Consider the following 24507-nt stretch of genomic DNA (forward strand, 5'->3'; position numbering starts at 1 on the left):
GCGGGAGCGACAAGAAGTCCTTGCCGATGCGGAGGAGGGGAGTGTTTATCGTCAGGAAGACGACTATGATCGCGGCATGTCTCCCTACGACCCGTCGGCCTTTCCGCCCTTCGCCGTCACCGTCGATCTGGTCGTACTCACCGTGCGGCGCCACGCTCTGTGCGCCCTGGTCGTGAGACGGGGAGAGGCTCCCTTCCAGGGCCGATGGGCGCTGCCCGGTGGATTCGTCCGCGCGGACGAGGACCTCGGCGCCGCGGCCAGGCGTGAGTTGGTGGAGGAGACCGGACTCTGCGTCCACGATCCCGGTGCCCCCGCGCCCATGCCGAGCAACGGCGCTCACCTCGAACAGCTGGCCACCTACGGCGATCCGCAGCGCGACCCCCGGATGAGGGTGGTCAGTGTCGCCCACCTGGCGCTGGCTCCGGACCTGCCCGCGCCACGCGCGGGCGGCGACGCCAACAGCGCGCGCTGGGCCCCGGTCGAGGAGGTGCTCGGCAAGGACGGCTCCGTCGAGCGCGAGGAGGGGCAGGGGGAACCTCTCGCGTTCGACCACGCGCAGATCCTCGCCGACGGGGTGGAGCGGGCCCGCTCCAAGATCGAGTACTCCTCGCTGGCCACCGCCTTCTGCCCGCCGGAGTTCACGGTCGGCGAGCTCAGGAGGGTGTACGAGGCCGTGTGGGGTGTGGCACTCGATCCGCGCAACTTCCACCGGAAGGTGACCGGCACCCCGGGGTTCCTGGTGCCCGCGGGCGGGACCACCACGCGCCAGGGCGGCCGCCCCGCGCAGCTCTTCCGCGCGGGCGGAGCGACTCTGCTCAACCCGCCCATGCTCCGTCCCGAGGTCTGACGGGCGCGCTCAGGGACGACCCGAAGCCCCAACCCTGCGTCAAAAGTCCGAAATGTCGCGTTATCTTGCTTCGATAGCCGCCCTGCCGCGGAGCGGTGTCATCTACCGCGAGAGAAGCGATGCTCCAGGCCATCGGACTCACCAGCAGCCCCCGCCGCGACCGCCCGCCCGCCGTGGACGATCTCACCTTCGACGCCGGGCCGGGACAGGTCACCGCCCTTCTCGGTCCCGCCGGATCCGGCAAGACCACCGCCCTGCGCCTGATGCTCGAACTGGAGCCCGGCCGCGGCGTCACGTACTTCCGCGGTCGCCCGCTCCATCGCATCGCGCATCCCGCCGACGAGGTCGGCGTGCTGCTGGGGGACGTCCCCGGACACCCCTCGCGGACCGCTCGCGGCCAGTTGCGAATGCTGTGCGCGGCGAGCGGTGTTCCCGCCGCCAGGGCCGACGAGATGCTCCGGGCCGTAGGGCTCACCGGCCTCGCCGACCGGCGCATCGGCACCCTGCCGCGCGCGATGGACCGCCGACTCGGCCTCGCCTCGGCCCTGTTGGCCGATCCCCACGCGCTCCTGCTCGACGAGCCCGGCGCCGGACTCTCCGTGCGGGACACGGTTTGGCTGCACGAAATCCTGCGCGCCCACGCCATGGAAGGCGGCACCGTCCTGTACACCACCGACGACCCGAAGGACGCGGCCCGCAACGCCGACCGGGTCGTCACGGTCGCCCATGGCCGCCTCGTCGCCGACCAGCAGGTGGCCGACTTCGCCAGAACCCGGCTGCGGCCGCGGGTGGCCGTCCGTACGCCCCATGCCGCGAGGCTCGCCGCGGTCGTCACGCAGGAGGCGCGTGCCGCGCGCCGCACCGTCGAGGTGGTCACCGAGAAGGGCAACCGGCTCTCCGTCTACGGCAGCGACTGCGCCGCGATCGGCGAGACCGCCTTCCGACACGGCGTGCTCATCCACCAACTGTCCGACGAGGTGGGCGACGCCGGTCCGTACGAACCGTCCGGGCCCGCGGAGAGCGCGTCCGCGGACAGCCGTGCCCCCGGCAGCGGTCCTGATGCCGCCGCCGTTCGCGAGCCCGAGGCGCAGGCGCGGCGGCGGCCGCCCCGATCGCCGCTGCGCCCGCTGCGGTACGAGGTCCGCAGACTGCTCGGAGTTCCGGCCGCCCCGCTCGTCGCGGCCGGCGTCCTGATCGCCTCCGTGGTGATCGCGGTGGTGCTCGCGCGCGGCGGCGGGACACCCGTGCCCACCCTGCTGGCGGGCTGGCCCACCTTCTCCCCGCTGCCGCCGGCCGCCATCGGGGCAGGGCTGCTGGGCGCCTTCTCGTTCGCCGACGAGTACCGGTACCCGGCGCTCACCACAGGGCGCGGCGCGGTTCCGCGCCGTCTCGGACTGCTGCTCGCCAAGCTCGCGATCGCGGCCGGTGTCGCCCTGGTGCTGGCCGCACTCGTCGTCGCCGTCGACCTGCAGACCCTTCGCCTCGTCTATGGCGGCGAGTTGGTTCCCGTACCGGAAAACTGGCCGACACTGTGTGCGAGTTGGCTCGGTCTGATCGTCGGCTGCGCCTGGGCCGGGGTGCTCGGAGCGGGAGTCTTCCGGGTCGCCGCGGCGGGAGTGGCGGCGGTCCTCGCGGTGCCGGTGGTTCTCGCGCCTCTGCTGGCGCAGGCGACCGCAGGGCCCTTGGGCCGTCCGATCTCCGGGCTTCCCGCCCGCTTGCGGGGGATCGTCAGCATGGAGTGGCCGACGGCGGCCGACCGCTGGCTGGCAGGGGTGTTGCGGGTGGTCGCCCAACCCGTGGGGGTGGCACTGGCCCTCGCGTTGACCGCCCTGCTCTGCGCTTATCTGGTCACCGGCCTTCGCCGTAAAGCGCGTTGGTGATCATTTCCGGACCGAAAGCTTCCGCTTCCCCGGCAACTCCCCAACGAATAGCCGGTTATGTCCGATAAATCGTCAATTGTGTAGGGGGTGCCGATCACCCTTTCGTGTGCTTTTCACCAAAGACCTCAAGGGTCACGGGGGGCACGCCGACAAAGGATGCGTGAGTACCCTTGCGCACACCATGATGACCGCCGCCCGCCCCGTCGACTCCGGCCTCGGCGCCCCGGGCGATCTCGACCGCTACCCGTACGCGGAGGCGCCCGTCGCCGAACGTGTGGGTCCCTCCTCCTGGGAAGGAGTGGAGACGGACCTCGGCCGGGTCGGTCGTCGCACGGCCGGAAGCCGCGGCCGCGGCCTGCACGGCCAGCTCGTCCAGCAGCTGGGGCAGATGATCGTCTCCGGCGACCTCGGGGCCGACCGCCCGCTCGTCCCGGAGGAGATCGGCCAGCGCTTCGAGGTCTCCCGCACCGTCGTGCGCGAGTCCCTGCGTGTCCTGGAGGCCAAGGGCCTGGTCAGCGCCCGCCCCAACGTCGGCACCCGAGTCAGGCCCGTCAGCGACTGGAACCTGCTGGACCCCGACATCATCGAGTGGCGCGCCTTCGGCCCGCAGCGCGACGACCAGCGCCGCGAGCTGAACGAGCTGCGCTGGACCATCGAGCCGCTGGCCGCCCGGCTCGCCGCCGGTCACGGCCGCGAGGACGTCCAGCAGCGACTGGCCGACATGGTCGAGATCATGGGGCACGCCTACGCCCAGGGGGACGGCATCACCTTCTCCCGGGCCGACGTCGAGTTCCACTCCCTGCTGATCCAGCTCGCGGGGAACCGGATGCTGGAGCACCTCTCCGGCATCGTCGCCGCCGCGCTCCAGGTCTCCGGTGGTCCGGTCACCGGCTGTGACCGTCCGGGTGAGCCCTGCCTGGCGCACCACGCGCGGATCGTCGACTGCCTCGCGAGCGGGGACGCACAGGGCGCCGAGGCGGCCATGCGCCAGCTGCTGACCGTCCACCCGGAAGTGGAGCGTGTCGTGCCCGCCCCGCGTGAGCACTGACCCGCGAGCCACGGCCGCGGGCGCGGAGCGGTACGCAGCGCGTGTCGCCGGAGCCGTGCGGAACCCGGGGGGCATGCTGTATCCCCAGGGTTCCGCGGGGGCTCGGACGGCTCGAACATGCGACGAACGTCCGTTCTGGGCGCTTCGTCGTAAATGAGGTGTGACTCGGGCCACGCGAATTGGGCGTAACACTCCTCGAAGCCGTGCGATGACTTAAGAGGTGACAGCCGAGGAAGGAATACAGCAGCCGTGTCAGGCGCTGTGCAGTTCCCCGGTCCAGCCCGCGCCGTCGGCACATTCCCAGCCGATGGTCGTCGGCTCCGGCCCGATCCTGGGCGGGGCCGGAAGCCGTTTTCCATCGTTCCGAGAGGTTGTTCGTGTCGGCCAGCACATCCCGTACGCTCCCGCCGGAGATCGCCGAGTCCGAGTCTGTGATGGCGCTCATCGAGCGGGGAAAGGCTGATGGGCAGATCGCCGGCGATGACGTGCGTCGGGCCTTCGAGGCTGACCAGATTCCGCCAACCCAGTGGAAGAATGTTCTGCGCAGCCTCAACCAGATCCTCGAGGAAGAGGGTGTGACGCTGATGGTCAGTGCAGCGGAGTCGCCGAAGCGCGCCCGCAAGAGCGTCGCAGCGAAGAGCCCGGCCAAGCGCACCGCCACCAAGACCGTCACCGCCAAGACGACCGTGACGAAGACCGTCTCGGCCGCCGCGGCGGCCCCGGCGGCAGAGAGCGCGGACCCGGCCGACGAGGCCGGAGCGCCGGCCAAGAAGGCGGCCACTAAGAAGACCGTCGCCAAGAAGACGGTGGCGAAGAAGGCCACCGCCAAGAAGACGACGGCCAAGAAGACCGCGGCCAAGAAGGACGCCGACGAGGTAGTCGAGGGCGAGGAGCTCCTCGACGACGTCGCGCCCGGCAAGGGTGAGGACGAAGAGGCCGAGGGCGAGAACAAGGGCTTCGTCCTGTCCGACGAGGACGAGGACGACGCTCCGGCGCAGCAGGTCGCCGTCGCCGGCGCCACCGCCGACCCGGTCAAGGACTACCTGAAGCAGATCGGCAAGGTCCCGCTGCTCAACGCCGAGCAGGAGGTCGAGCTCGCCAAGCGCATCGAGGCCGGTCTGTTCGCCGAGGACAAGCTGGCGAACTCCGACAAGCTGGCGCCCAAGCTCAAGCGCGAGCTGGAGATCATCGCCGAGGACGGCCGCCGCGCCAAGAACCACCTCCTGGAGGCCAACCTCCGACTGGTGGTCTCGCTCGCCAAGCGCTACACCGGCCGCGGCATGCTCTTCCTGGACCTGATCCAGGAGGGCAACCTGGGTCTGATCCGCGCGGTCGAGAAGTTCGACTACACCAAGGGCTACAAGTTCTCCACGTACGCCACCTGGTGGATCCGTCAGGCGATCACCCGCGCCATGGCGGACCAGGCCCGCACCATCCGTATCCCGGTGCACATGGTCGAGGTCATCAACAAGCTCGCGCGCGTCCAGCGCCAGATGCTCCAGGACCTGGGCCGTGAGCCCACCCCGGAGGAGCTGGCCAAGGAGCTCGACATGACCCCGGAGAAGGTCATCGAGGTCCAGAAGTACGGCCGCGAGCCGATCTCCCTCCACACCCCGCTGGGTGAGGACGGAGACAGCGAGTTCGGTGACCTCATCGAGGACTCCGAGGCGGTCGTCCCGGCCGACGCGGTCAGCTTCACGCTTCTCCAGGAGCAGCTGCACTCCGTCCTCGACACGCTCTCCGAGCGTGAGGCCGGCGTCGTCTCCATGCGCTTCGGCCTCACCGACGGCCAGCCGAAGACCCTGGACGAGATCGGCAAGGTCTACGGCGTCACGCGTGAGCGGATCCGCCAGATCGAGTCGAAGACGATGTCCAAGCTTCGTCACCCGTCCCGTTCGCAGGTCCTGCGCGACTACCTCGACTAGTCCGCGGTCGTCCACACGCCGAAGGGCCCGGTTCCCCGAGAAGGGGGCCGGGCCCTTCGGCGTGCGCGGGTGCAGGGCGGCGTCGCGTGGACCACGCTGGGTGAACCGACATCTTCGGAGAGTCAGGAGGCTCTATGCGTCGCCCCATCACCCGCGCAGTGACCACTGCCCTGGGCCTGATCTCGGCGGCGGCGGGACCGTTCGCCGCCGCCGCTCCCGCGGCCGCCGACAGTGTCGTCGTCGGAGGGCAGGCCGCGGCGATCGCGGAGGCCCCGTGGGCCGTCGCGCTCTCCAGCCGTGACCGGTTCGGAGGTACGCGCGCGGGGCAGTTCTGCGGAGGCGTGGTGGTCGCGCCGACCCGGGTGCTCACCGCCGCCCACTGCCTCGGCAGGGACGTCCTGGGTGGGGAGCCCTCGCAGATCGCCGACCTCAAGGTCATCGCGGGCCGCAGCGCCCTCGGGGGTCAGGGCGGACACGAGATCCGGATCTCCAGCACCTGGACCAGTCCCGAGTACAACCCCACGACCAACGCCAACGATCTGGCCGTGCTGACGCTGGCGACCGCGCTCCCGCAGTCCTACGTGATCGAGGTGGCCCTCCCGGGCGACCCGGCGGAGACGCCCGGGACGGCGGCGGACGTCTACGGATGGGGAGACACCACTGGCAACGGCACCTACGCCTCGATGCTGCGCTCGGCGCGCGTCCAGGTGCTGCCCGACACGGCCTGCGAGCGGGCCTATCCGGGCGGCTTCGGGGCCACGTACCGGGGCGACACGATGCTGTGCGCCGGCGACCCGCAGGGCGGCAGGGACGCCTGCCAGGGGGACAGCGGAGGGCCGCTGGTGGCAGCCGGGCGGCTCATCGGGCTCGTGTCCTGGGGCAGCGGCTGCGGTCAGGCCGAGAATCCGGGCGTCTACACGCGGGTCTCGGCGGTGCTGCCGCCGGACCTCTGAGCGGCCTGAGCGCGCCCCGCCGCGTGGCTTGACCGCGCCCCGCCGCGCGGCTGGGCACATCCGTCCGCGCGGCTGAGCGCCCCTCACGGCCTGGCGACGCCGAGGGGTGGGCGTGGGGCCGAGGGAGCCGGCGGAGGGGCAGCCGCGGGCTCCGTAGGCGCCTCAGAGCGGCGGACACGGGCTCCGGGGCTCTGTGGCGGCAGCCATGGGGCCGCAGGCGCCTCGGAGCGGCAGGCGCGAGCCTGCGGTGTCTCCAGGTAGCCGCTGGCTCGAGGTGTCTCAGAGCGGCAGGCGCGGGCCTTCAGTGTCTGCGGGTGGCAGCCGTGGGGCCGCACACGCCTCAGAGCGGCAGGCACGGGCCGTCGGCGTCTGCGGGCGGCGGCCCAGGACCCGTGGCCGCTCGTGAGGGGTCCCGCTCGGACCGGCCAGGCAGCGGCGTGAGGCCCGAGCGGGGCTCGGTCCCAGGTGCGAGAACGGGCGGCCACCCCCCTTGGCTGCGGGGGTGGCCGCCCGTCGTCCGGTCAGCGACCGGCCCTTGGCTCGTCGTGTGTGCGAGGCGTCAGCGGTCCTCGTCTACTGCCTTGGCCGGCACATCGGTGAGCCGGTCCGTCTCATCCTGTATTTCCGCGGCGATCTTCTTGAGTTCCGGCTCGAACTTGCGCCCGTGGTGGGCGCAGAAGAGCAAGTCACCGCCGCTGGTCAGGACGACGCGCACGTACGCCTGGGCGCCACAGCGGTCGCAGCGGTCAGCGGCCGTCAGGGGGCTCGCGGGGGTCAGAACAGTAGTCACGTCGCCTCTTCTCTAGCTCGACGAGCTGTCGTACCAGGGTCAACATCCAACCAGGCCGAAAACGTTCCCGCTCGTGGCTTTTCCTCGAAACTTCTTCCCGAGGTGGCTGTCTGCTGCCGGTTGGCGGCGAATGAGCCGTATTGCGTCGCTCTACGGATTTCGCATTGCTTGTCTCGGTTCGTCCTCCCGGCTGGGTTGCCGGTTGTTCATGAGGACGTGCCCGGAGCCTAAATGGTTCATGCCTGGAAGGGAACGTGATGTTCACGTCACCCCTTCGAGGGATCGAACACCTATGCGACTCTGCACTAGCATGAGGAATCAGGAGGGTGGCGTGACAACGGCTCTACCAGGCATCGGTACCCTCAGACCGGTGAACGACGCCGGGCCTTACCCCACCGGGCCACTTTTCAAATTCAGCGAGGAGCGAACCGCGTGACCGCCGAAACGTCCGTGCAGTCCAGTGCGCTGCTGACCGCAGACCGTGACGGTTCCAACTACACCGCGCGGCATCTGCTCGTACTCGAAGGGCTCGAAGCGGTCCGCAAGCGCCCCGGCATGTACATCGGGTCCACCGACAGCCGCGGCCTGATGCACTGCATCTGGGAGATCATCGACAACTCGGTCGACGAGGCGCTCGGCGGCTTCTGCGACCGCATCGACGTGATCCTCCACGACGACGGCTCCGTCGAGGTACAGGACAACGGCCGGGGCATCCCCGTCGACGTCGAGCCCAAGACCGGGCTCTCCGGCGTCGAGGTCGTCATGACCAAGCTGCACGCGGGCGGAAAGTTCGGCGGCGGCTCGTACGCGGCCTCCGGTGGTCTGCACGGCGTGGGTGCCTCCGTGGTGAACGCGCTGTCGGCCCGGCTCGACGTCGAGGTCGACCGGAACAGCGCCACCCACTCGATCAGCTTCCGTCGCGGCGTCCCCGGCATCTTCACCGAGCAGGGCCCCGACAGCCCCTTCGACCCGGGCAACGGGCTGCTGAAGGGCAAGCGCGTCCCGAAGACCCGTACCGGTACCCGGGTGCGGTACTGGGCCGACCGCCAGATCTTCCTCAAGGACGCCAAGCTCTCCCTGGAGACGCTCCACCAGCGCGCCCGCCAGACCGCCTTCCTGGTGCCCGGCCTGACCATCGTGGTCCGGGACGAGCGCGACCTGGACGGCGTCGGCAAGAGCGAGGAGACCTTCCGCTTCGACGGAGGCATCAGCGAGTTCTGCGAGTTCCTCGCGCAGGACAAGGCCGTCTGCGACGTCCTGCGGCTGACGGGCACGGGCACCTTCAAGGAGACCGTCCCGGTCCTCGACGACCGCGGCCACATGACGCCGACCGAGGTCACCCGCGAGCTGGGCGTCGACGTCGCCCTGCGCTGGGGCACCGGCTACGAAAGCATGGTCAGGTCCTTCGTCAACATCATCGCCACCCCCAAGGGCGGCACCCACGTCTCCGGCTTCGAGCAGGCCGTCACCAAGACGGTGAACGAGGTCCTGCGCTCCGCGAAGATGCTGCGCGTCGCCGAGGACGACATCGTCAAGGACGACGCCCTCGAGGGACTCACGGCCGTCGTCACGGTCCGGCTCGCCGAGCCGCAGTTCGAGGGACAGACCAAGGAGGTGCTCGGCACCTCCGCCGCCCGCCGGATCGTCGCCAACGTGGTCGCCAGGGAGCTGAAGGCCTTCCTCACCTCCACCAAGCGCGACGCGAAGGCCCAGGCCCGGGCCGTCCTGGAGAAGACCGTCGCGGCCGCCAGGACCCGCATCGCCGCCCGCCAGCACAAGGAGGCGCAGCGCCGTAAGACCGCGCTGGAGTCCTCCTCGCTGCCGGCGAAGCTCGCCGACTGCCGCAGCGACGACGTGGAGCGCAGCGAGCTCTTCATCGTCGAGGGAGACTCCGCGCTCGGCACGGCCAAGCTTGCCCGCAACAGTGAGTTCCAGGCGCTGCTGCCGATCCGCGGCAAGATCCTCAACGTCCAGAAGTCCTCCGTCTCGGACATGCTCAAGAACGCCGAGTGCGGGGCGATCATCCAGGTCATAGGGGCCGGCTCGGGCCGCACCTTCGACATCGACGCCGCCCGGTACGGCAAGATCGTCCTGCTCGTCGACGCCGACGTCGACGGCGCGCACATCCGCTGTCTGCTGCTCACCCTGTTCCAGCGCTACATGCGGCCCATGGTCGAGGCCGGGCGCGTCTTCGCGGCCGTCCCGCCGCTCCACCGCATCGAGCTCGTCCAGCCCAAGAGGGGCCAGGACAAGTACGTCTACACGTACTCGGACAACGAGCTGCGCCAGACCCTGCTCGAGTTCCAGCGCAAGGGCGTCCGCTACAAGGACGCCATCCAGCGCTACAAGGGTCTCGGCGAGATGGACGCCGACCAGCTGGCGGAGACGACGATGGACCCGCGGCACCGGACCCTGCGTCGGATCAACATCGGGGACCTGGAGTCGGCCGAGCACGTCTTCGATCTGCTGATGGGCAACGACGTCGCTCCTCGCAAGGAGTTCATCACCAGCTCCGCGGCCACTCTCGACCGTTCGCGGATCGACGCCTAGCGGGGCTCGGGACGAGAGTCCACCCAGGGGTGGAGCCGCTGGGTTCCACCCCTGAGACGATCACAGGCGCGTCACCCCTCCGTAGCATCGAATCGACGGAGGGGGACGGACATGGACGGCAGCAGGACGACCGCGCGATGGCTCGTGTGGCCCGCGCCCGAGGCGCTGACGCGGGTCGGTGTGCCCCGCGGCCGGCTCGTGATCGACGGCCTCCTCCTCACCGCGATCAGCTCGTGGATCGTGGCGAGCGCGTACCTCTCGGGAGCCTTCCCCGGCTGGTACGGGATCCTGCCGCCGCTCGGTCTCGCCCTCTGCGTGGCCGCGGTCGTCGCCTATCACGCCACGACCGTCGCCCATCAGCTCTCGCGGTCGCTCGGGCTGCTCGCCCTCGTGGCGACGGTCGGGCTCGGCGCCCACGCCGCCGGCGCCCATGTCTCCGCGACGCTCGTCTGGATCGTCGTCTCGGTCACGGCGATGGAGCGCCTCCCGCTGCTCGTCGCCCTGGCCACCGTGCTGGTCCTCGCCGGGGGCTTCGTCGACGCGGACGAGACCGGCGTCCTGGGAGCCGGGGTCACCACGGCCGCCGTGCTGCTCACCGGATACTCCCTCCGCCTGGACGCGCAGGCCCGCAGCGCCGGATTCCGGCTGCTCGCGCACGAGCGGGCGGCCCGAGAGGCGGAAGCGGCCTCCGCGGCCCTGGCCGAGCGGGCCCGGATCGCCCGGGAGATCCACGACGTCCTCGCCCACAGCCTCTCCGCGCAGCTGGTGCACCTGGAGGCCGCGCGGCTCCAACTGGAGGCCGGCGCCCGGCGGGAGGACGTCCTCGAGCGGGTGGCCGCCGCACGCTCCATGGCCCGGGAAGGACTCGCCGAGACCCGGCACGCGCTCTCCGCGCTCCGCGGCGACATGGTGCCCGTCGAGGACTACCTGCGGGAGCTGGCACGCGGTGACCGGGCCGAGGTCGAGGTGACCGGCGAGCGCAGGCCCCTCAAGGCCGAGGCGTCACAAGCGGTACGGAGGGTGGCCCAGGAGGCCCTCACGAACGTACGCAAGCATGCGCCGGGGGCCAGGACTCGGCTCCGGCTCGCCTACGAGACGGGGGAGATCGCCCTGGAGATACGGGACACGGGTGCGGCAGGCAACGACGGCGCGGCAGGGGGCAACGACGGCGCCGGGCTGAGCGGTTCGGGCTCCGGCTACGGACTCCTCGGGATGCGGGAGCGCGCCGAACTCCTGGGCGGCACGCTGGAGGCCGGTCCCGAGGGCGAGGGGTTCGCGGTGCGGCTGAGGGTGCCGGCATGAGCGACAGCAAGACGCCGCACGACGGCCGGGTCGCACGCGTGATCGTGGCCGACGACCAGTCCATGGTGCGCGAGGGCATCGTGCTCGTCCTCGGCCTGCTCCCCGGCATCGAGGTCGTCGGAGCGGCCAGGGACGGTGAGGAGGCGATCGCGCTGACCGCGGAACTCGCCCCCGACGTGGTGCTGATGGACCTGCGGATGCCGCGCTGCGACGGGGTGGAGGCGACCCGGCGGATCCGCTCCGAGCACCCGGACACCGAGGTCGTCGTCCTGACCACCTACGCCGACGACGACTCGCTCTTCCCGGCGCTGCGCGCCGGAGCCCGCGGCTATCTCACCAAGGACGCGGGCGGGGAGGAGATCGTACGGGCCGTCCATGACGTGCTCGACGGACGGGCCGGGCTCGCGCCCGCCGTCCAGCGCAGGCTCCTGGAGCAACTCATGGCCCGGCCGCAGGGGCGCCCGCCGTTCCGGGGACGACCCGCCGAGGCGGCGCGGGAGGAGTGGCGAGACCCGGGGTCCGGAGCGTCCGCGCCCGACGGACTCACCGAGCGCGAGACCGAAGTGCTCGGTCTGGTCGCGGACGGGCTCTCCAACCAGGAGATCGCCCGTCGGCTGGGCATCTCCACGGCGACCGTCAAGACACACATCAACAACCTCTTCGCCAAGATCGGTGTGCGGGACCGGGTCCAGGCGGTGCGCTACGCATATCGTCACGGGCTCGGCGCCCCACCTGGCGAAACCATCACCTGATGGGGTGAAGAGCGGGAGGAGAAGAGTCCTGGATCTTCCCGCTCTGTCCATCCTTGGGCACGCGGCCGAAACGGTTCGCTGACAAGGAGAGTTCACCGGTGGAGAAGCGCGAAGGGCCGGACCACCCGGCCGTGCGGATCGACGACCCCTGGTACGACGCACTGGCCGCCGGCTGGGGCGAGGCGGCCGACACCGAGACGCCGGCCGGCGCCCCCGGCCACAGCGCCTCGGCGCCCGGAGCCGTTCCGCGGCAGCAGCCGGCCCACAGTGCCGCCGACATCTACCTGGCGGTCCAGCGCAGCCCCGCCTTCCAGGAAGTGCGCAGGCGCTACCGGCGGTTCGTGATCCCCGCGGCCCTGGCCTTCCTCCTCTGGTACCTCGCCTATGTCGTGGCGGCGACCGTGGCGCCCGGAGTGATGGCCAGGCCCGTCGTCGGCGCGGTCAACGTGGCGATGGTCGCCGGACTCGGCCAGTTCCTCACCACCTTCCTGCTGACCTGGGCCTACGCCCGTCACGCCCGGCTGCGCCGGGACCGGGCGGCACTGGAACTGCGCTGGACCGTCTACGACGAGACGCGTGCCCAGGAGATGACGCGAGGGGGCCGACGATGACCGACGACCATCAGACGCTCGCGCTGCTGCTGTTCAGCGCGTTCATCGCGGTGACGCTGGGGATCACCACCTGGGTGAGCCGCAACCGGCATGGCTCGGCGGAGGAGTTCTACGCCGGAGGACGGCTGTTCTCCCCGATGGAGAACGGTTTCGCCATCGCCGGTGACTACATGTCCGCCGCCTCCTTCCTCGGCATCTCCGGACTCATCGCGCTCTTCGGCTACGACGGGATGCTCTACTCCGTCGGCTTCCTCGTCGCCTGGCTCGTCGTGCTCCTCCTGGTCGCCGAACTGGTGCGCAACTGCGGTCGGTTCACGCTCGCCGACGTCGTCGCCGCGCGGATGGCGGAACGCCCCGTCCGGATCGCCGCCGGAACGTCCTCCGTCACCGTCTCCGTGCTCTATCTCGTGGCCCAGATGGTGGGCGCCGGCAGCCTGGTCGCCCTGCTCCTCGGCGGCACCAGCGAGGCGGCCCGGTCCTGGACCGTCATCGGCGTCGGCGCCCTGATGGTCATCTACGTGTCGCTGGGCGGGATGCGCGCGACCACCTGGATCCAGATCGTCAAGGCGGTGCTCCTCATGGCCGGCACGATCGCCCTCACCGTGCTCGTCCTGCTGCGCTTCCACGGCGACTTCAACCAGCTGCTCAACGCCGCCGCCGAGCGCAGCGGGCACGGACGGGACTTCCTCGCACCGGGGCTGCGCTACGGCGGAGAGTGGACCGCGCGCCTCGACTTCATCAGCCTCGGCATCGCGCTCGTCCTGGGCACCGCGGGCCTGCCGCACATCCTGTCCCGCTTCTACACCGTGCCCACCGCACGCGCGGCCCGTCGCTCGGTCGTCTGGGCCATCGGGCTCATCGGCGGCTTCTACCTGATGACGATCGTCCTCGGCTTCGGCGCGGCCGCGATCATCGGACCCGACGCCGTCCGCGCCTCCAACGCCGCAGGGAACACCGCCGTACCCCTGCTGGCGCTCGACCTCGGCGGGGGAGCGGGGTCGACCGGAGGCACCGTCCTCTTCGCGATCGTCGCCGCCATCGCCTTCGCCACGATCCTGGCCGTCGTCGCCGGCATCACCCTCGCCTCCTCCGCCTCCGTGGCCCACGACCTGTACGCCTCGCTGCGTCGCCGCAACGCGCACGCCAAGCAGTACAGCGAGGTGACCGTGGCGCGCCTCGCCGCAGCGGGGATCGGGGTGGCCGCGATCGGTCTCGGACTGCTCGCCCGGGACCTCAACGTGGCGTTCCTCGTCGGGCTCGCGTTCGCGGTCGCCGCCTCCGCCAACCTTCCCGTGCTGCTCTACTCGCTCTTCTGGCGGAGCTTCACCACCCGGGGCGCCGTGTGGTCCGTGTACGGAGGGCTGATCCCGGCCGTCCTGCTGGTCGTGCTCTCGCCGGTGGTCTCCGGAAGCCCCGACGCCCTCTTCCCGGGCGTCGACTTCCACGTCTTCCCGCTCCAGAACCCGGGCGTGGTCTCGATCCCGCTCGGCTTCCTGGCCGGCTGGATCGGCACGGTCACCTCCCCCGAGCCGCCGGACGCGGCCAAGCACGCGGAGACGGAGGTCAGGGCGCTGACCGGCGCGGGCGCGGTGTGAGCCCGGGGCACGGACTCAGCGCGCGGACGGGACCCAGGCGTAGCGGTGCTCGGGGCGGCCCGTCTCGCCGTACCTCAGCGAGAGGCGGACACGACCGGCGCGTTCGAGAAGCTTGAGGTAGCGCTGGGCGGTCTGCCGGCTCACCCCGGCCCGCTCGGCGATCTCCTGCGCCGACAGGGCCCCGTCGGCGGCGAGCAGCACCTGCCGCACCAGCTCGGCCGTGGTCGGGGAGTGCCCCTTCGGCAGCTCGGGCTCGGCCGCGCCCGCGGACAGGGCGCCGAAGAACCGGTCGACCTCCGCCTGCTCGGCCTCGCCGCCGCCGTCGAGGGTGTGGCGCAGGGCCGCGTACGCCTCCAGCTTGGTGCGCAGCCCGGCGAAGGTGAACGGCTTCACCATGTACTGGAGGGCACCGTGGCGCATCGCGGCCTGGACGGTCGCCACGTCCCGTGCCGCGGTCACCATGATCACGTCGGTCTGATGGCCCTGCCGGCGCAGCTCCCGCACCACCGCGAGGCCGTTCTCGTCCGGAAGGTAGTGATCGAGCAGGATGAGGTCGACCGGGACCTCGCCGAGGCGGCTGATCGCCTCCGCGGTCGAGTGGGCGGTGGCGACGACGCGGAAGCCCGGCATCTTCGTCACATAGGCCGCGTTGATCCGCGCGACGCGAACGTCGTCGTCCACGACCAGTACGTCGATCATCGCGCCTCCTCGCTCACCCGGGCCGAGGCGTGCTCCGGCTCCGGCTCGCTCAGCGCCTCGGGGAGTACGACCGTGAACTCGGCGCCCCCGTCCGGACCGTCCGCGACCCGGGCGATGCCGCCCCGGCGCTCGGCGAGTCGGCGCACCAGGGCCAGGCCCAGCCCCCGCTTGCCGTGCGACGGCAGCTCCTTCGTGGTCCAGCCCTCGGTGAAGATCAGCTCGCGGCGGTCGTCGGGAACACCGGGACCGCTGTCGGTGACCCGCAGGACGGCGGTGCGGCCCTCGGCCCGCAGCGCGACCTCGACACGCGGTCCAGCCGTGCCCGCCGCCGCGTCCAGGGCGTTGTCGACGAGGTTCCCGACGACGGTGACCAGCTCGCGCGGGTCCACCAGACGGTCGGGGAGCAGCGAGTCGGACGAGATCCGCAGCGAGACGCCCCGCTCCGCGGCGACCGTGGCCTTGCCGACGAGCAGGGCGGCGAGCAGGGGGTCGTGGACCTTCTCGGTGACCTGTTCGGCGGTGGCCCGGTGGACCCCGACGACCTCGGTGACGAACTCCACCGCCTCCTCGTGCATCTCCAGCTCCAGGAGGCCCAGCAGGGTGTGCAGCCGGTTGGCGTGCTCGTGGTCCTGGGCGCGCAGGGCGTCGATCAGGCCGCGGGTGGAGTCCAGCTCGCGGCCGAGGCGCTCCAGCTCGGTCCGGTCGCGCAGGGTGGCCACCGCGCCGCCGTCGTCCGTCGGCATCCGGTTGGCGATGAGGACGCGGTGACCGCGGACGGTCACCAGGTCCTCGCCCGTGACCCGGCCCGCCAGCACATCGGCCGTGCGGCCGGGACCGAGGGCCTCCTCCAGCGGCCGGCCGGTGGCCTCGGGGCCGATCCCGAGGAGGCGCTGGGCCTCGTCGTTCATCAGGCGTATCCGACCGGTCCGGTCCAGGGCGACGACGCCCTCGCGGATGCCGTGGAGCATGGCCTCGCGCTCGGCCAGCAGCGCCGAGATGTCGGAGAACGCCAGGTCGTGGGTCCTCCGCTGGAGCCTGCGGGAGATCAGGTACGCGGCGAGGGCACCGGCCGCCAGCGCCCCTCCGGCGTACGCGAGGAGGCCCGGGATCGCGCCGAGCAGCCGGTCCTGGACGCTGTCGTACTCGATGCCGACGGACACCGCCCCGACGATCGTGCCGTCCTGGCTCCGCAGGGGGGCCTTGCCACGCGCGGAGCGGCCCAGGGTGCCGCTGTCGATCTCCATGACCTCACGCCCGGCGAGCGCCTGGCTGGGATCCGTGGAGACGCGCCTGCCGATCTGCCCGGGGTCGGTGTGGGACCACCGCACCCCGCGGGTGTCCATGACGACGACGTACTCGGCACCGGTGGACCGCCGGATCCGCTCGGCCTCCGCCTGCACGGGTCCCCGGGCGGAGGGCGCGGAGCCCGTCAGTGCGGAGGCGACCTGCGGGGAGGCGGTGGTCTCGGCGATGGCGAGGGCGCGGCGCATCGCCTGGTCGTCGAGCTGGGCGCTGAGCGGGGCGAGGAAGAGGCCGGTGGCGAGGACCGTGACACCGGTCGCGATGGCCAGCTGCATGAGCAGGACCTGCGAGAAGACCCGCTGCGGCCAGCCGAACCGCCTGCGTCGCGCGGAGGGCGGCGAGGGGGCGGTCGGTGCGGGGCTCATGGCAGGAACGGTACGGGGAGGGCGCCGAGGACCGGAAATGCGCGCCGAGGGGTGGGCCCGGGGCGGGGCCGGGTGGGGCGTCGGCCACGGGGCGGCCGCACGGTCACGGGGCGCGGGGCCCCGTGGCCTGCCTATTCTGGGGGCTTTGGTGTGTGTCGAGTCGCCGGAGGGTTGTCCCTTGAGCAAGCAGCAGATCCCCGTCCTCGTCCTCTCCGGGTTCCTCGGATCGGGCAAGACGACGCTGCTCAACCATCTGCTGCGCAGTGCCCGGGGCACCCGGATCGGAGTCATGGTCAACGACTTCGGCGACATCGGCATCGACGCGATGACGGTCGCCGGACAGGTGGGGTCGACCGTCTCGCTCGGCGACGGATGCCTCTGCTGCGCCGTCGACGTGAGCGAGCTGGACGAGTACCTGGAGGTGCTGACCCGCCCCGAGCTGCGCCTCGACGTGATCGTGATCGAGGCGAGCGGGCTCGCGGAGCCCCAGGAGCTGGTGCGGATGGTGCTCGCCAGCGAGAACGAGCGGATCGTCTACGGCGGTCTCGTGCAGGTCGTCGACGCCGCCGAGTTCTCCGCCACGCGCGCGCGGCACCCCGAGACCGACCGGCATCTCGCCCTCGCCGACCTGGTCGTGGTCAACAAGGCCGACCGTGTGGGGGAGCGGGAGCTGGACGCCGTCCACGAGACGGTCGGCGCACTCGCGGGGCCCGCCGCGGTGGTCCGCACCGCGCACGGACGCGTCGACCCCGAGCTCCTCTTCGACCGGGTGGTGCCCGACGGGGAGATCGAGGGGCAGATGTCCATCGAGGACCTGCTCTACGGAGATCCCGACGAGGACCACGACCACCCGCACGCCGTCTACGAGACCCTCTCGCTGGCCTCGGACACCGCACTGCACCCGCGCCGGCTGATGGAGTTCCTGGACTCCCGCCCGGAGGGCCTCTACCGCATCAAGGGATTCGTCGACTTCGGCGCGGCCGACCCCGACAACCGCTACACGGTGCATGCCGTCGGCCGGTTCCTGCGCTTCCACCCCGAGCCCTGGCCGGCCGGTGAGGAGCGGCTCACCCAGCTCGTCCTCATCGGCTCGGGCGTCGACGGCGCCGCCCTCCGCAAGGCACTCGACGGCTGCCGCGTGAACGGCCCGCAGGACGCCCCCGACGAGCACAGCATGTGGGGCGTCCTGCGGTACGTACAGCAGCCGGACGAGCCGGGTGCGGACTCCTGGCCGGCCGGACCGGCCGCGGGGTCCTAACTGGCCGGGCCGGCCAGGACCGCGACCGGCTTCGGCAGCGGGGTGCCCGAGCCGTCACGGCGCGGGTCGGGCTCCGGCAGCTCCACCGGGGTGCCGTTCTTCTGCGCGGCGAAGGCAGGAGTCGTCCCCGCCCAGGCGAGGATCAGCGCCTCCTCGCCCTTCAGGAAGCGCTGGCAGCGCACGCCACCGGTCGCCCGCCCCTTGCGGGGGTACTGGTCGAACGGCGTCAGCTTCGCCGACGTGCCGGCGGAGTCGTCCAGCGTGCCCGTGGAACCCGCCACCGTGAAGACGACCGCGTCCGCGGCCGGGTCCACCGCCGTGAACGAGAGCACCTCGGCGCCCGCGGCCAGCTTGATGCCCGCCATGCCGCCCGCGGGGCGGCCCTGGGGCCGTACCTGCGACGCCTGGAAGCGCAGGAGCTGGGCGTCGGAGGTGATGAAGACCAGGTCCTCCTCGCCCGTGCGCAGCTCCGTCGCGCCGACGATCCGGTCACCGTCCTTGAGGGTGATGACCTCCAACTCGTCCTTGTTCGCCGGATAGTCCGGCACCACACGCTTGACGACACCCTGCAGGGTGCCGAGCGCCAGTCCCGGCGAGGACTCCTCGAGCGTGGTCAGGCAGACCACCGTCTCGCCGTCCTCCAGTGTGAGGAACTCGGCCAGCGGCGCCCCGCCCGCCAGGTTCGGCGCGGTGGCCGTGTTCGGCAGCTGCGGCAGGTCGATCACCGAGATCCGCAGCAGCCGTCCGGCGGAGGTCACGGCGCCGACATCGCCGCGCTGCGTCGCCGGGACCACGGAGACGATCACGTCGTGCTTGGCACGCCTGCCCTCCGCGGCGGCGGGGATCTCCTCCGTCGCCGTGCGGGCCAGCAGCCCCGTCGAGGACAGCAGGACCCGGCAGGGGTCGTCCGCGACCTCCAGGGAGGCGGCGGCGACCGGCGCGCCCGCCGACTCCAGCAGGACCGTGCGCCGGTCGGTGCCGAACTTCTTGGCCACCGCGGCCAGTTCGGACGAGACCAGCTTGCGCAGCTCGTTGTCCGAGTCCAGGATCCCGGTCAGCTCGTCGATCTCGCCGTTGAGCCGGTCGCGCTCGGTCTCCAGCTCGATCCGGTCGAACTTGGTGAGCCGGCGCAGCGGGGTTTCCAGGATGTACTGCGTCTGGACCTCGCTCAGCGAGAAGCGCTCGATCAGGCGCTCCTTGGCCTGCGCCGAGTTCTCGCTGGAGCGGATGAGGCGGATGACCTCGTCGATGTCGAGCAGCGCGACGAGCAGGCCCTCGACCAGGTGCAGCCGGTCGCGCTTCTTGCCGCGCCGGAACTCGGAGCGGCGGCGCACCACGTCGAAGCGGTGGTCGAGGTAGACCTCCAGGAGCTCCTTGAGGCCCAGCGTGAGCGGCTGGCCGTCGACCAGCGCCACGTTGTTGATGCCGAAGGACTCCTCCATCGGCGTCAGCTTGTACAGCTGCTCCAGGACCGCCTCGGGCACGAAGCCGTTCTTGACCTCGATGACCAGACGCAGCCCGTGGGAACGGTCGGTGAGGTCCTTGACGTCGGCGATGCCCTGCAGCTTCTTGGATCCGACCAGATCCTTGATCTTGGAGACCACCTTCTCCGGGCCGACCGTGAAGGGCAGCTCGGTGACGACGATGCCCTTGCGGCGGGCCGTCACGGTCTCCACCGTGGTCGTGGCGCGGATCTTGAACGTGCCGCGGCCGTTCTCGTAGGCGTCCTTGATGCCGGACAGGCCGACGATCCGGCCGCCCGTCGGCAGGTCCGGGCCGGGCACGAAACGCATCAGCGCCTCAAGGTCCGCGTTCGGGTGCCTGATCAGGTGCCGGGCGGCCGCGATCACCTCGCCGAGGTTGTGCGGCGGCATGTTCGTCGCCATGCCGACGGCGATGCCGGACGCGCCGTTGACCAGCAGGTTCGGGTACGCCGCCGGGAGGGCGACGGGCTCCTGCTCCTGGCCGTCGTAGTTCGGCGCGAAGTCGACGGTGTCCTCGTCGATCGACTCGGTCATCATCAGCGCCGCGGCGGCCATCTTCGACTCGGTGTACCGCATGGCGGCCGGCGGGTCGTCGTTGCCGAGGGAGCCGAAGTTGCCGTGGCCGTCGACCAGGGGCAGCCGCATGGAGAAGGGCTGCGCCATGCGGACCATCGCGTCGTAGATCGACGCGTCGCCGTGCGGGTGCAGCTTGCCCATGACCTCGCCGACGACGCGCGCGCACTTCACATAGCCGCGGTCGGGGCGCAGGCCCATCTCGTTCATCTGGTAGACGATGCGGCGCTGCACCGGCTTCATGCCGTCCCGGGCGTCGGGCAGCGCGCGGGAGTAGATCACCGAGTACGCGTACTCGAGGAAGGAGCCCTGCATCTCGTCGACGACGTCGATGTCGAGGATCCTCTCCTCGAACGCGTCGTCCGGCGGCGGTGTCTTCGTGCTGCGGCGGGCCATCGCGGCTGCGGCTCCTTCACCAACAAGGTTGATCTGACGCGGACCATTGTGGACCGTCCCACCGACAACGCCGACCGCGACCCGGGTAGCGTCCGCCGTCAGCCGTCCGACGCGCCCCCACGACCCGGAAGAGGGACGCCTCGAACCTGCGGGAACTTCGCGAGGTGTCGGTGCGCTTGCATAGGGTGGCAGGACTTTCCATATCGCGATCGAAGGGACGTACATGCCCATGGGTCACACGGCCACGGCAGAGGCCGGCTCCGGCGGCCTGACAGCGACCGAGCACCGGCTGGCCAACGGCCTGCGGGTGGTGCTCTCCGAGGACCACCTGACCCCGGTCGCCGCGGTCTGCCTCTGGTACGACGTCGGCTCGCGCCACGAGGTCGCGGGCCGCACCGGCCTCGCCCACCTCTTCGAGCACCTGATGTTCCAGGGCTCGAAGCAGGTCCAGGGCAACGGCCACTTCGAGCTGGTGCAGGGCGCCGGCGGCTCGCTCAACGGCACGACGAGCTTCGAGCGCACCAACTACTTCGAGACCATGCCCACCCACCAGCTGGAGCTGGCGCTCTGGCTGGAGGCGGACCGCATGGGCTCGCTGCTCGCCGCACTGGACGACGAGTCCATGGAGAACCAGCGGGACGTCGTCAAGAACGAGCGCCGCCAGCGGTACGACAACGTGCCCTACGGCACGGCCTTCGAGAGGCTCACCGCCCTCGCGTACCCCGAGGGCCACCCGTACCACCACACGCCGATCGGCTCCATGGCCGACCTGGACGCGGCCACCCTCGAGGACGCGCGGGCCTTCTTCCGCACGTACTACGCGCCGAACAACGCGGTGCTCTCGGTCGTCGGCGACATCGATCCGGCGCAGACCCTGGCCTGGATCGAGAAGTACTTCGGGTCGATCCCCTCGCACGACGGCAAGCTGCCGCCGCGCGACGGCACCCTGCCGGACACGATCGGCGAGCAGCTGCGCGAGGTCGTCGAGGAGGAGGTCCCGGCCCGCGCCCTGATGGCCGCCTACCGGCTCCCGCACGACGGCACGCGCGAGTGCGACGCCGCCGACCTGGCCCTGACCGTCCTCGGCGGCGGCGAGTCCTCGCGGCTCCACAACCGCCTGGTCCGCCGCGACCGCACGGCGGTGGCGGCCGGGTTCGGCCTGCTGCGGCTGGCCGGCGCACCGTCCCTGGGCTGGCTGGACGTCAAGACGTCCGGCGGCGTCGAGGTGCCCCGGATCGAGGCCGCCGTCGACGAGGAGCTGGCCAGGTTCGCCGCCGAGGGCCCGACGCCCGAGGAGATGGAGCGCGCCCAGGCCCAGTTGGAGCGCGAGTGGCTCGACCGGCTCGGCACGGTCGCGGGCCGGGCCGACGAACTGTGCCGCTTCGCGGTCCTGTTCGGCGACCCGCAGCTCGCCCTCACGGCCGTGCACCGGGTTCTGGACGTCACCGCGGAGGAGGTGCGGGCGGTGGCCGCGGCCCGGCTGCGCCCCGACAACCGCGCGGTGCTCGTCTACGAGCCCACCGGTACCGAACAGAGCGACGGCGACGAGGAAGAGGGAGCGGACCAGTGACCGACGCTGCCGCGTCTTTGACGAGCATGACGTTCCACCCGCAGCCGGAGGCGGGCACGGCGAAGCCCTGGGCCTTCCCCGCCCCGGACCGCGGAGCGCTGGACAACGGCCTGACGGTGCTGCGCTGCCACCGCCCCGGCCAGCAGGTGGTGGCCGTCGAGATCTTCCTCGACGCCCCCCTCGACGCCGAGCCCGAGGGCTTGGACGGCGTGGCCACGATCATGGCCCGTGCCCTGTCCGAGGGCACGGACAAGCACTCGGCCGAGGAGTTCGCCGCCGAGCTGGAGCGCTGCGGCGCCACGCTCGACGCGCACGCCGACCACCCGGGCGTACGGGTCTCCCTGGAGGTCCCCGTCTCCCGGCTGCCCAAGGCGCTCGGTCTGCTCTCCGAGGCCCTGATCGCGCCCGCCTTCCTCGACAGCGAGGTCGAGCGCCTGGTGCGCAACCGGCTCGACGAGATCCCGCACGAGACCGCCAACCCGGCGCGCCGGGCGGCCAAGCAGCTCTCCAAGGAGCTGTTCCCGGCCACCTCGCGCATGTCGCGGCCGCGCCAGGGGACCGAGGAGACCGTGGAGGCGATCGACGCCACGGCCGTCCGCGCCTTCTTCGAAGCGCACATCCGGCCCTCCGCGGCCACGGCCGTCGTCGTCGGGGACCTGACCGACGTGGACCTGGACAAGGTCCTCGCCGAGTCGCTGGGCGCGTGGACGGGGGACGCGGCGGAGTCGCGGCCGGTCCCGCCGATCACGGCCGACGACACCGGCCGCGTGGTCATCGTGGACCGGCCGGGCGCCGTGCAGACCCAGCTGCTCATCGGCCGTGTCGGTGCCGACCGGCACGACCGCGTCTGGCCGGCCCAGGTCCTCGGCACGTACTGCCTCGGTGGCACCCTCACCTCCCGCCTGGACCGCGTCCTGCGTGAGGAGAAGGGCTACACCTACGGCGTCCGCGCCTTCGGCCAGGTGCTGCGCTCCGACGGCCAGGGCCACGGCGCCTCGATGCTGGCCATCAGCGGTTCCGTCGACACCCCCAACACCGGCCCGGCACTTGACGACCTGTGGAAGGTGCTGCGCACCCTCGCCGCCGAGGGTCTGACGGACGCCGAGCGGGACGTGGCCGTGCAGAACCTGGTGGGTGTGGCGCCGCTCAAGTACGAGACGGCCGCCTCCGTCGCCGCGACGCTCGCCGACCAGGTGGAGCAGCACCTTCCGGACGATTTCCAGGCGCAGTTGTACGCGCGCCTCGCCGAGACCGGCACGGTGGAGGCGACCGCGGCGGTCGTGAACGCCTTCCCGGTCGACCGTCTGGTCACCGTGCTCGTCGGTGACGCGGCGCAGATCGAGGAGCCGGTACGCGCGCTCGGAATCGGTGAAGTGACCGTGGTCACCGGCTGATCGAGGCGCCCACGCACCACTCCGAGGACCCCGTCATCCTGGTATGGCGGGGTCCTCCCCTTTGTCCGCATTGCGGGAGAGGGGGGTCGTATGCCCTGTGGCATGTCTTACAAACGAGCGTGTCTGTTTGGTGATTGAAAGACGATCCGCTTAGCGTCGGTCCGGCTGTTCGCCAGTTGAACCCGCCGCGAGCCCGTGGCATCGGACAGTCATCGCCGAGTCCCCGTCAGGCGCGAGCCTGGGGAGCCGGGGACCCACACGAAGTCCCTGGGGTGAATCGGACGCCTTCGCACCCGTGCGGAGGGGCCCGTAGGAGACCTTCCTGCTCCGAACCCGTCAGCTAACCCGGTAGGCGAGAAGGAAGGAAAGGATCAGCCACTACATGGCGTTCACCCGTGCCACCGGGAAGCATCGTGGTCCGAGCCGTCTGGCGCGCCGTGGCGCGGGCATCGCCGGCATCGCGACCATCGCCACCACCGGCGTCATCGGAACCCTCGCTTCCCCGGCACTCGCCGCCGACCCGGACGCCCCCTCGCCGGAGGACACCGGACTGACCCAGATCGTCGCGGCGGACTCCCTCGCCGTCACGATCGACGCCCAGGCCGCCGCCCAGGAGCGCGAGGCCGCCGAGGCCGTCGAACGGGCCAAGGCCGAGGCGAAGCGCAAGGCGGAGGCGAAGCGCAAGGCCGAGGCCCGCGCCAAGGAGATCCGCGAGGCCAAGGAGCGCGCCGCCCGCGAGGCGGAGCGCAAGCGCCTGAACTCCTTCCAGCTCCCCGTGGCCGGTTCGTACGTGACCACCAGCTACCAGGCCGGTGGCGCGCTCTGGTCCTCCGGCAGCCACTCCGGCGTCGACTTCCGCGCCGCCTCCGGCAGCCGGGTCGTCTCCGTCGGCTCCGGCACCGTCGTCGAGGCCGGCTGGGGCGGCGCGTACGGCAACAACATCGTCATCCGGATGAACGACGGCACGTACACCCAGTACGGTCACCTGTCGGCCATCAGTGTCTCGGTCGGTCAGGCCGTCACGCCGGGCCAGCAGATAGGTCTCTCGGGTTCCACCGGCAACTCGACCGGCCCGCACCTCCACTTCGAGGCGCGCACCACCGCCGAGTACGGCTCCGACATCAACCCGGTCGCGTACCTGCGCGCCCGCGGCGTGAACGTCTGACGCAGTCCGCGAAACAGCGTCAGAAAAGCCCCGGCTCGTCCTGAGCCG

18 protein-coding genes and 1 riboswitch are annotated in these 24507 nt (G+C 71.5%); of the genes, 14 read left to right on the forward strand and 4 right to left on the reverse strand.

Going from position 1 to position 24507, the window contains the following annotated elements; all coding sequences use genetic code 11:
- The first annotated feature begins 76 nt into the window (after positions 1-76).
- The 5 genes from AB0D99_RS13430 (at position 77) to AB0D99_RS13450 (ending at position 6653) form a co-directional block, all read left to right on the forward strand.
- Entirely contained in the window at positions 77-847 is a 771-nt protein-coding gene (locus tag AB0D99_RS13430) for an NUDIX domain-containing protein (RefSeq protein ID WP_362359880.1), read from the forward strand.
- A gap of 119 nt (positions 848-966) precedes the next feature.
- Positions 967-2727: an ABC transporter ATP-binding protein gene (locus AB0D99_RS13435; protein WP_362359882.1), complete on the forward strand. Its 1761-nt coding sequence runs from the start codon at positions 967-969 to the stop codon at positions 2725-2727.
- 160 nt (positions 2728-2887) lie between these two features.
- Complete coding sequence (locus tag AB0D99_RS13440; RefSeq protein WP_362359884.1) at positions 2888-3775, forward strand: FadR/GntR family transcriptional regulator; 888 nt, start codon at positions 2888-2890, stop codon at positions 3773-3775.
- Positions 3776-4152: 377 nt separating this feature from the next.
- Positions 4153-5700: an RNA polymerase sigma factor gene (locus AB0D99_RS13445; RefSeq protein WP_362359886.1), complete on the forward strand. Its 1548-nt coding sequence runs from the start codon at positions 4153-4155 to the stop codon at positions 5698-5700.
- 134 nt (positions 5701-5834) lie between these two features.
- Complete coding sequence (locus AB0D99_RS13450) at positions 5835-6653, forward strand: serine protease (protein ID WP_362359887.1); 819 nt, start codon at positions 5835-5837, stop codon at positions 6651-6653.
- 559 nt (positions 6654-7212) lie between these two features.
- Here the strand turns inward: AB0D99_RS13450 and AB0D99_RS13455 are convergent.
- Positions 7213-7443: a hypothetical protein gene (locus tag AB0D99_RS13455; RefSeq protein WP_329115038.1), complete on the reverse strand. Its 231-nt coding sequence runs from the start codon at positions 7441-7443 to the stop codon at positions 7213-7215.
- 432 nt (positions 7444-7875) lie between these two features.
- Here AB0D99_RS13455 and AB0D99_RS13460 point away from each other — a divergent pair, with 432 nt between their 5' ends.
- From AB0D99_RS13460 to AB0D99_RS13480, 5 genes are all read left to right on the forward strand, one after another.
- Positions 7876-9993, forward strand: coding sequence for a DNA topoisomerase IV subunit B (locus AB0D99_RS13460; RefSeq protein WP_362359889.1), 2118 nt, complete (start codon positions 7876-7878; stop codon positions 9991-9993).
- A gap of 111 nt (positions 9994-10104) precedes the next feature.
- Entirely contained in the window at positions 10105-11295 is a 1191-nt protein-coding gene (locus AB0D99_RS13465) for a histidine kinase (protein ID WP_362359891.1), read from the forward strand.
- On the forward strand, positions 11292-12047 hold the full coding sequence (locus AB0D99_RS13470; protein WP_362359893.1) for a response regulator transcription factor: 756 nt from the start codon (positions 11292-11294) through the stop codon (positions 12045-12047). The genes AB0D99_RS13465 and AB0D99_RS13470 overlap by 4 nt, the downstream gene beginning before the upstream one ends.
- Positions 12048-12145: 98 nt before the next feature.
- Complete coding sequence (locus AB0D99_RS13475) at positions 12146-12658, forward strand: DUF485 domain-containing protein (RefSeq protein ID WP_362359895.1); 513 nt, start codon at positions 12146-12148, stop codon at positions 12656-12658.
- Positions 12655-14253 carry a cation acetate symporter gene (locus AB0D99_RS13480; protein WP_362359897.1) on the forward strand — a complete coding sequence of 533 codons (1599 nt, stop codon included), beginning with the start codon at positions 12655-12657 and terminating at the stop codon, positions 14251-14253. The genes AB0D99_RS13475 and AB0D99_RS13480 overlap by 4 nt, the downstream gene beginning before the upstream one ends.
- 15 nt (positions 14254-14268) lie before the next feature.
- Here AB0D99_RS13480 and AB0D99_RS13485 read toward each other — a convergent pair whose 3' ends face one another.
- Both AB0D99_RS13485 and AB0D99_RS13490 read right to left on the reverse strand, forming a co-directional pair.
- The gene (locus AB0D99_RS13485) at positions 14269-14952 is read right to left on the reverse strand and encodes a response regulator (protein ID WP_362359899.1); all 684 of its coding nucleotides are present in this window, start codon (positions 14950-14952) and stop codon (positions 14269-14271) included.
- A complete protein-coding gene (locus AB0D99_RS13490) occupies positions 14949-16619 on the reverse strand; it encodes a sensor histidine kinase (RefSeq protein ID WP_362359901.1) in 1671 nt (556 codons plus the stop codon). Before AB0D99_RS13490 ends, AB0D99_RS13485 begins: the two co-directional genes overlap by 4 nt.
- Positions 16620-16797: 178 nt before the next feature.
- Here AB0D99_RS13490 and AB0D99_RS13495 point away from each other — a divergent pair, with 178 nt between their 5' ends.
- Positions 16798-17877, forward strand: coding sequence for a GTP-binding protein (locus AB0D99_RS13495; protein ID WP_362359903.1), 1080 nt, complete (start codon positions 16798-16800; stop codon positions 17875-17877).
- Here AB0D99_RS13495 and AB0D99_RS13500 read toward each other — a convergent pair.
- Entirely contained in the window at positions 17874-20330 is a 2457-nt protein-coding gene (locus AB0D99_RS13500) for a DNA topoisomerase IV subunit A (RefSeq protein WP_362359905.1), read from the reverse strand. The genes AB0D99_RS13495 and AB0D99_RS13500 overlap by 4 nt on opposite strands.
- A gap of 223 nt (positions 20331-20553) precedes the next feature.
- Here AB0D99_RS13500 and AB0D99_RS13505 point away from each other — a divergent pair, with 223 nt between their 5' ends.
- From AB0D99_RS13505 to AB0D99_RS13515, 3 genes are all read left to right on the forward strand, one after another.
- On the forward strand, positions 20554-21900 hold the full coding sequence (locus AB0D99_RS13505) for a pitrilysin family protein (RefSeq protein ID WP_362359907.1): 1347 nt from the start codon (positions 20554-20556) through the stop codon (positions 21898-21900).
- Positions 21897-23294: a pitrilysin family protein gene (locus AB0D99_RS13510; protein ID WP_362359909.1), complete on the forward strand. Its 1398-nt coding sequence runs from the start codon at positions 21897-21899 to the stop codon at positions 23292-23294. Before AB0D99_RS13505 ends, AB0D99_RS13510 begins: the two co-directional genes overlap by 4 nt.
- Before the next feature lie 203 nt (positions 23295-23497).
- Positions 23498-23664: riboswitch (cyclic di-AMP (ydaO/yuaA leader) on the forward strand.
- A gap of 12 nt (positions 23665-23676) precedes the next feature.
- Positions 23677-24459, forward strand: a complete 783-nt coding sequence (locus tag AB0D99_RS13515; protein ID WP_362359911.1) for a M23 family metallopeptidase — start codon at positions 23677-23679, stop codon at positions 24457-24459.
- Positions 24460-24507 lie beyond the last annotated feature (48 nt).

The sequence above is a fragment of the Streptomyces sp. NPDC047971 genome (assembly GCF_040653355.1).
Taxonomy (GTDB): domain Bacteria; phylum Actinomycetota; class Actinomycetes; order Streptomycetales; family Streptomycetaceae; genus Streptomyces.

Excerpts from the sequence above, each read along its gene's own strand:
- AB0D99_RS13430 (WP_362359880.1), top strand. The coding sequence starts at position 77 with ATGTCTCCCTACGACCCGTCGGCCTTTCCGCCCTTCGCCGTCACCGTC.
- AB0D99_RS13435 (WP_362359882.1), top strand. The coding sequence starts at position 967 with ATGCTCCAGGCCATCGGACTCACCAGCAGCCCCCGCCGCGACCGCCCG.
- AB0D99_RS13450 (WP_362359887.1), top strand. The coding sequence starts at position 5,835 with ATGCGTCGCCCCATCACCCGCGCAGTGACCACTGCCCTGGGCCTGATC.
- AB0D99_RS13465 (WP_362359891.1), top strand. The coding sequence starts at position 10,105 with ATGGACGGCAGCAGGACGACCGCGCGATGGCTCGTGTGGCCCGCGCCC.
- AB0D99_RS13470 (WP_362359893.1), top strand. The coding sequence starts at position 11,292 with ATGAGCGACAGCAAGACGCCGCACGACGGCCGGGTCGCACGCGTGATC.
- AB0D99_RS13480 (WP_362359897.1), top strand. The coding sequence starts at position 12,655 with ATGACCGACGACCATCAGACGCTCGCGCTGCTGCTGTTCAGCGCGTTC.
- AB0D99_RS13485 (WP_362359899.1), bottom strand. The coding sequence starts at position 14,952 with ATGATCGACGTACTGGTCGTGGACGACGACGTTCGCGTCGCGCGGATC.
- AB0D99_RS13490 (WP_362359901.1), bottom strand. The coding sequence starts at position 16,619 with ATGAGCCCCGCACCGACCGCCCCCTCGCCGCCCTCCGCGCGACGCAGG.
- AB0D99_RS13500 (WP_362359905.1), bottom strand. The coding sequence starts at position 20,330 with ATGGCCCGCCGCAGCACGAAGACACCGCCGCCGGACGACGCGTTCGAG.
- AB0D99_RS13505 (WP_362359907.1), top strand. The coding sequence starts at position 20,554 with ATGCCCATGGGTCACACGGCCACGGCAGAGGCCGGCTCCGGCGGCCTG.
- AB0D99_RS13515 (WP_362359911.1), top strand. The coding sequence starts at position 23,677 with ATGGCGTTCACCCGTGCCACCGGGAAGCATCGTGGTCCGAGCCGTCTG.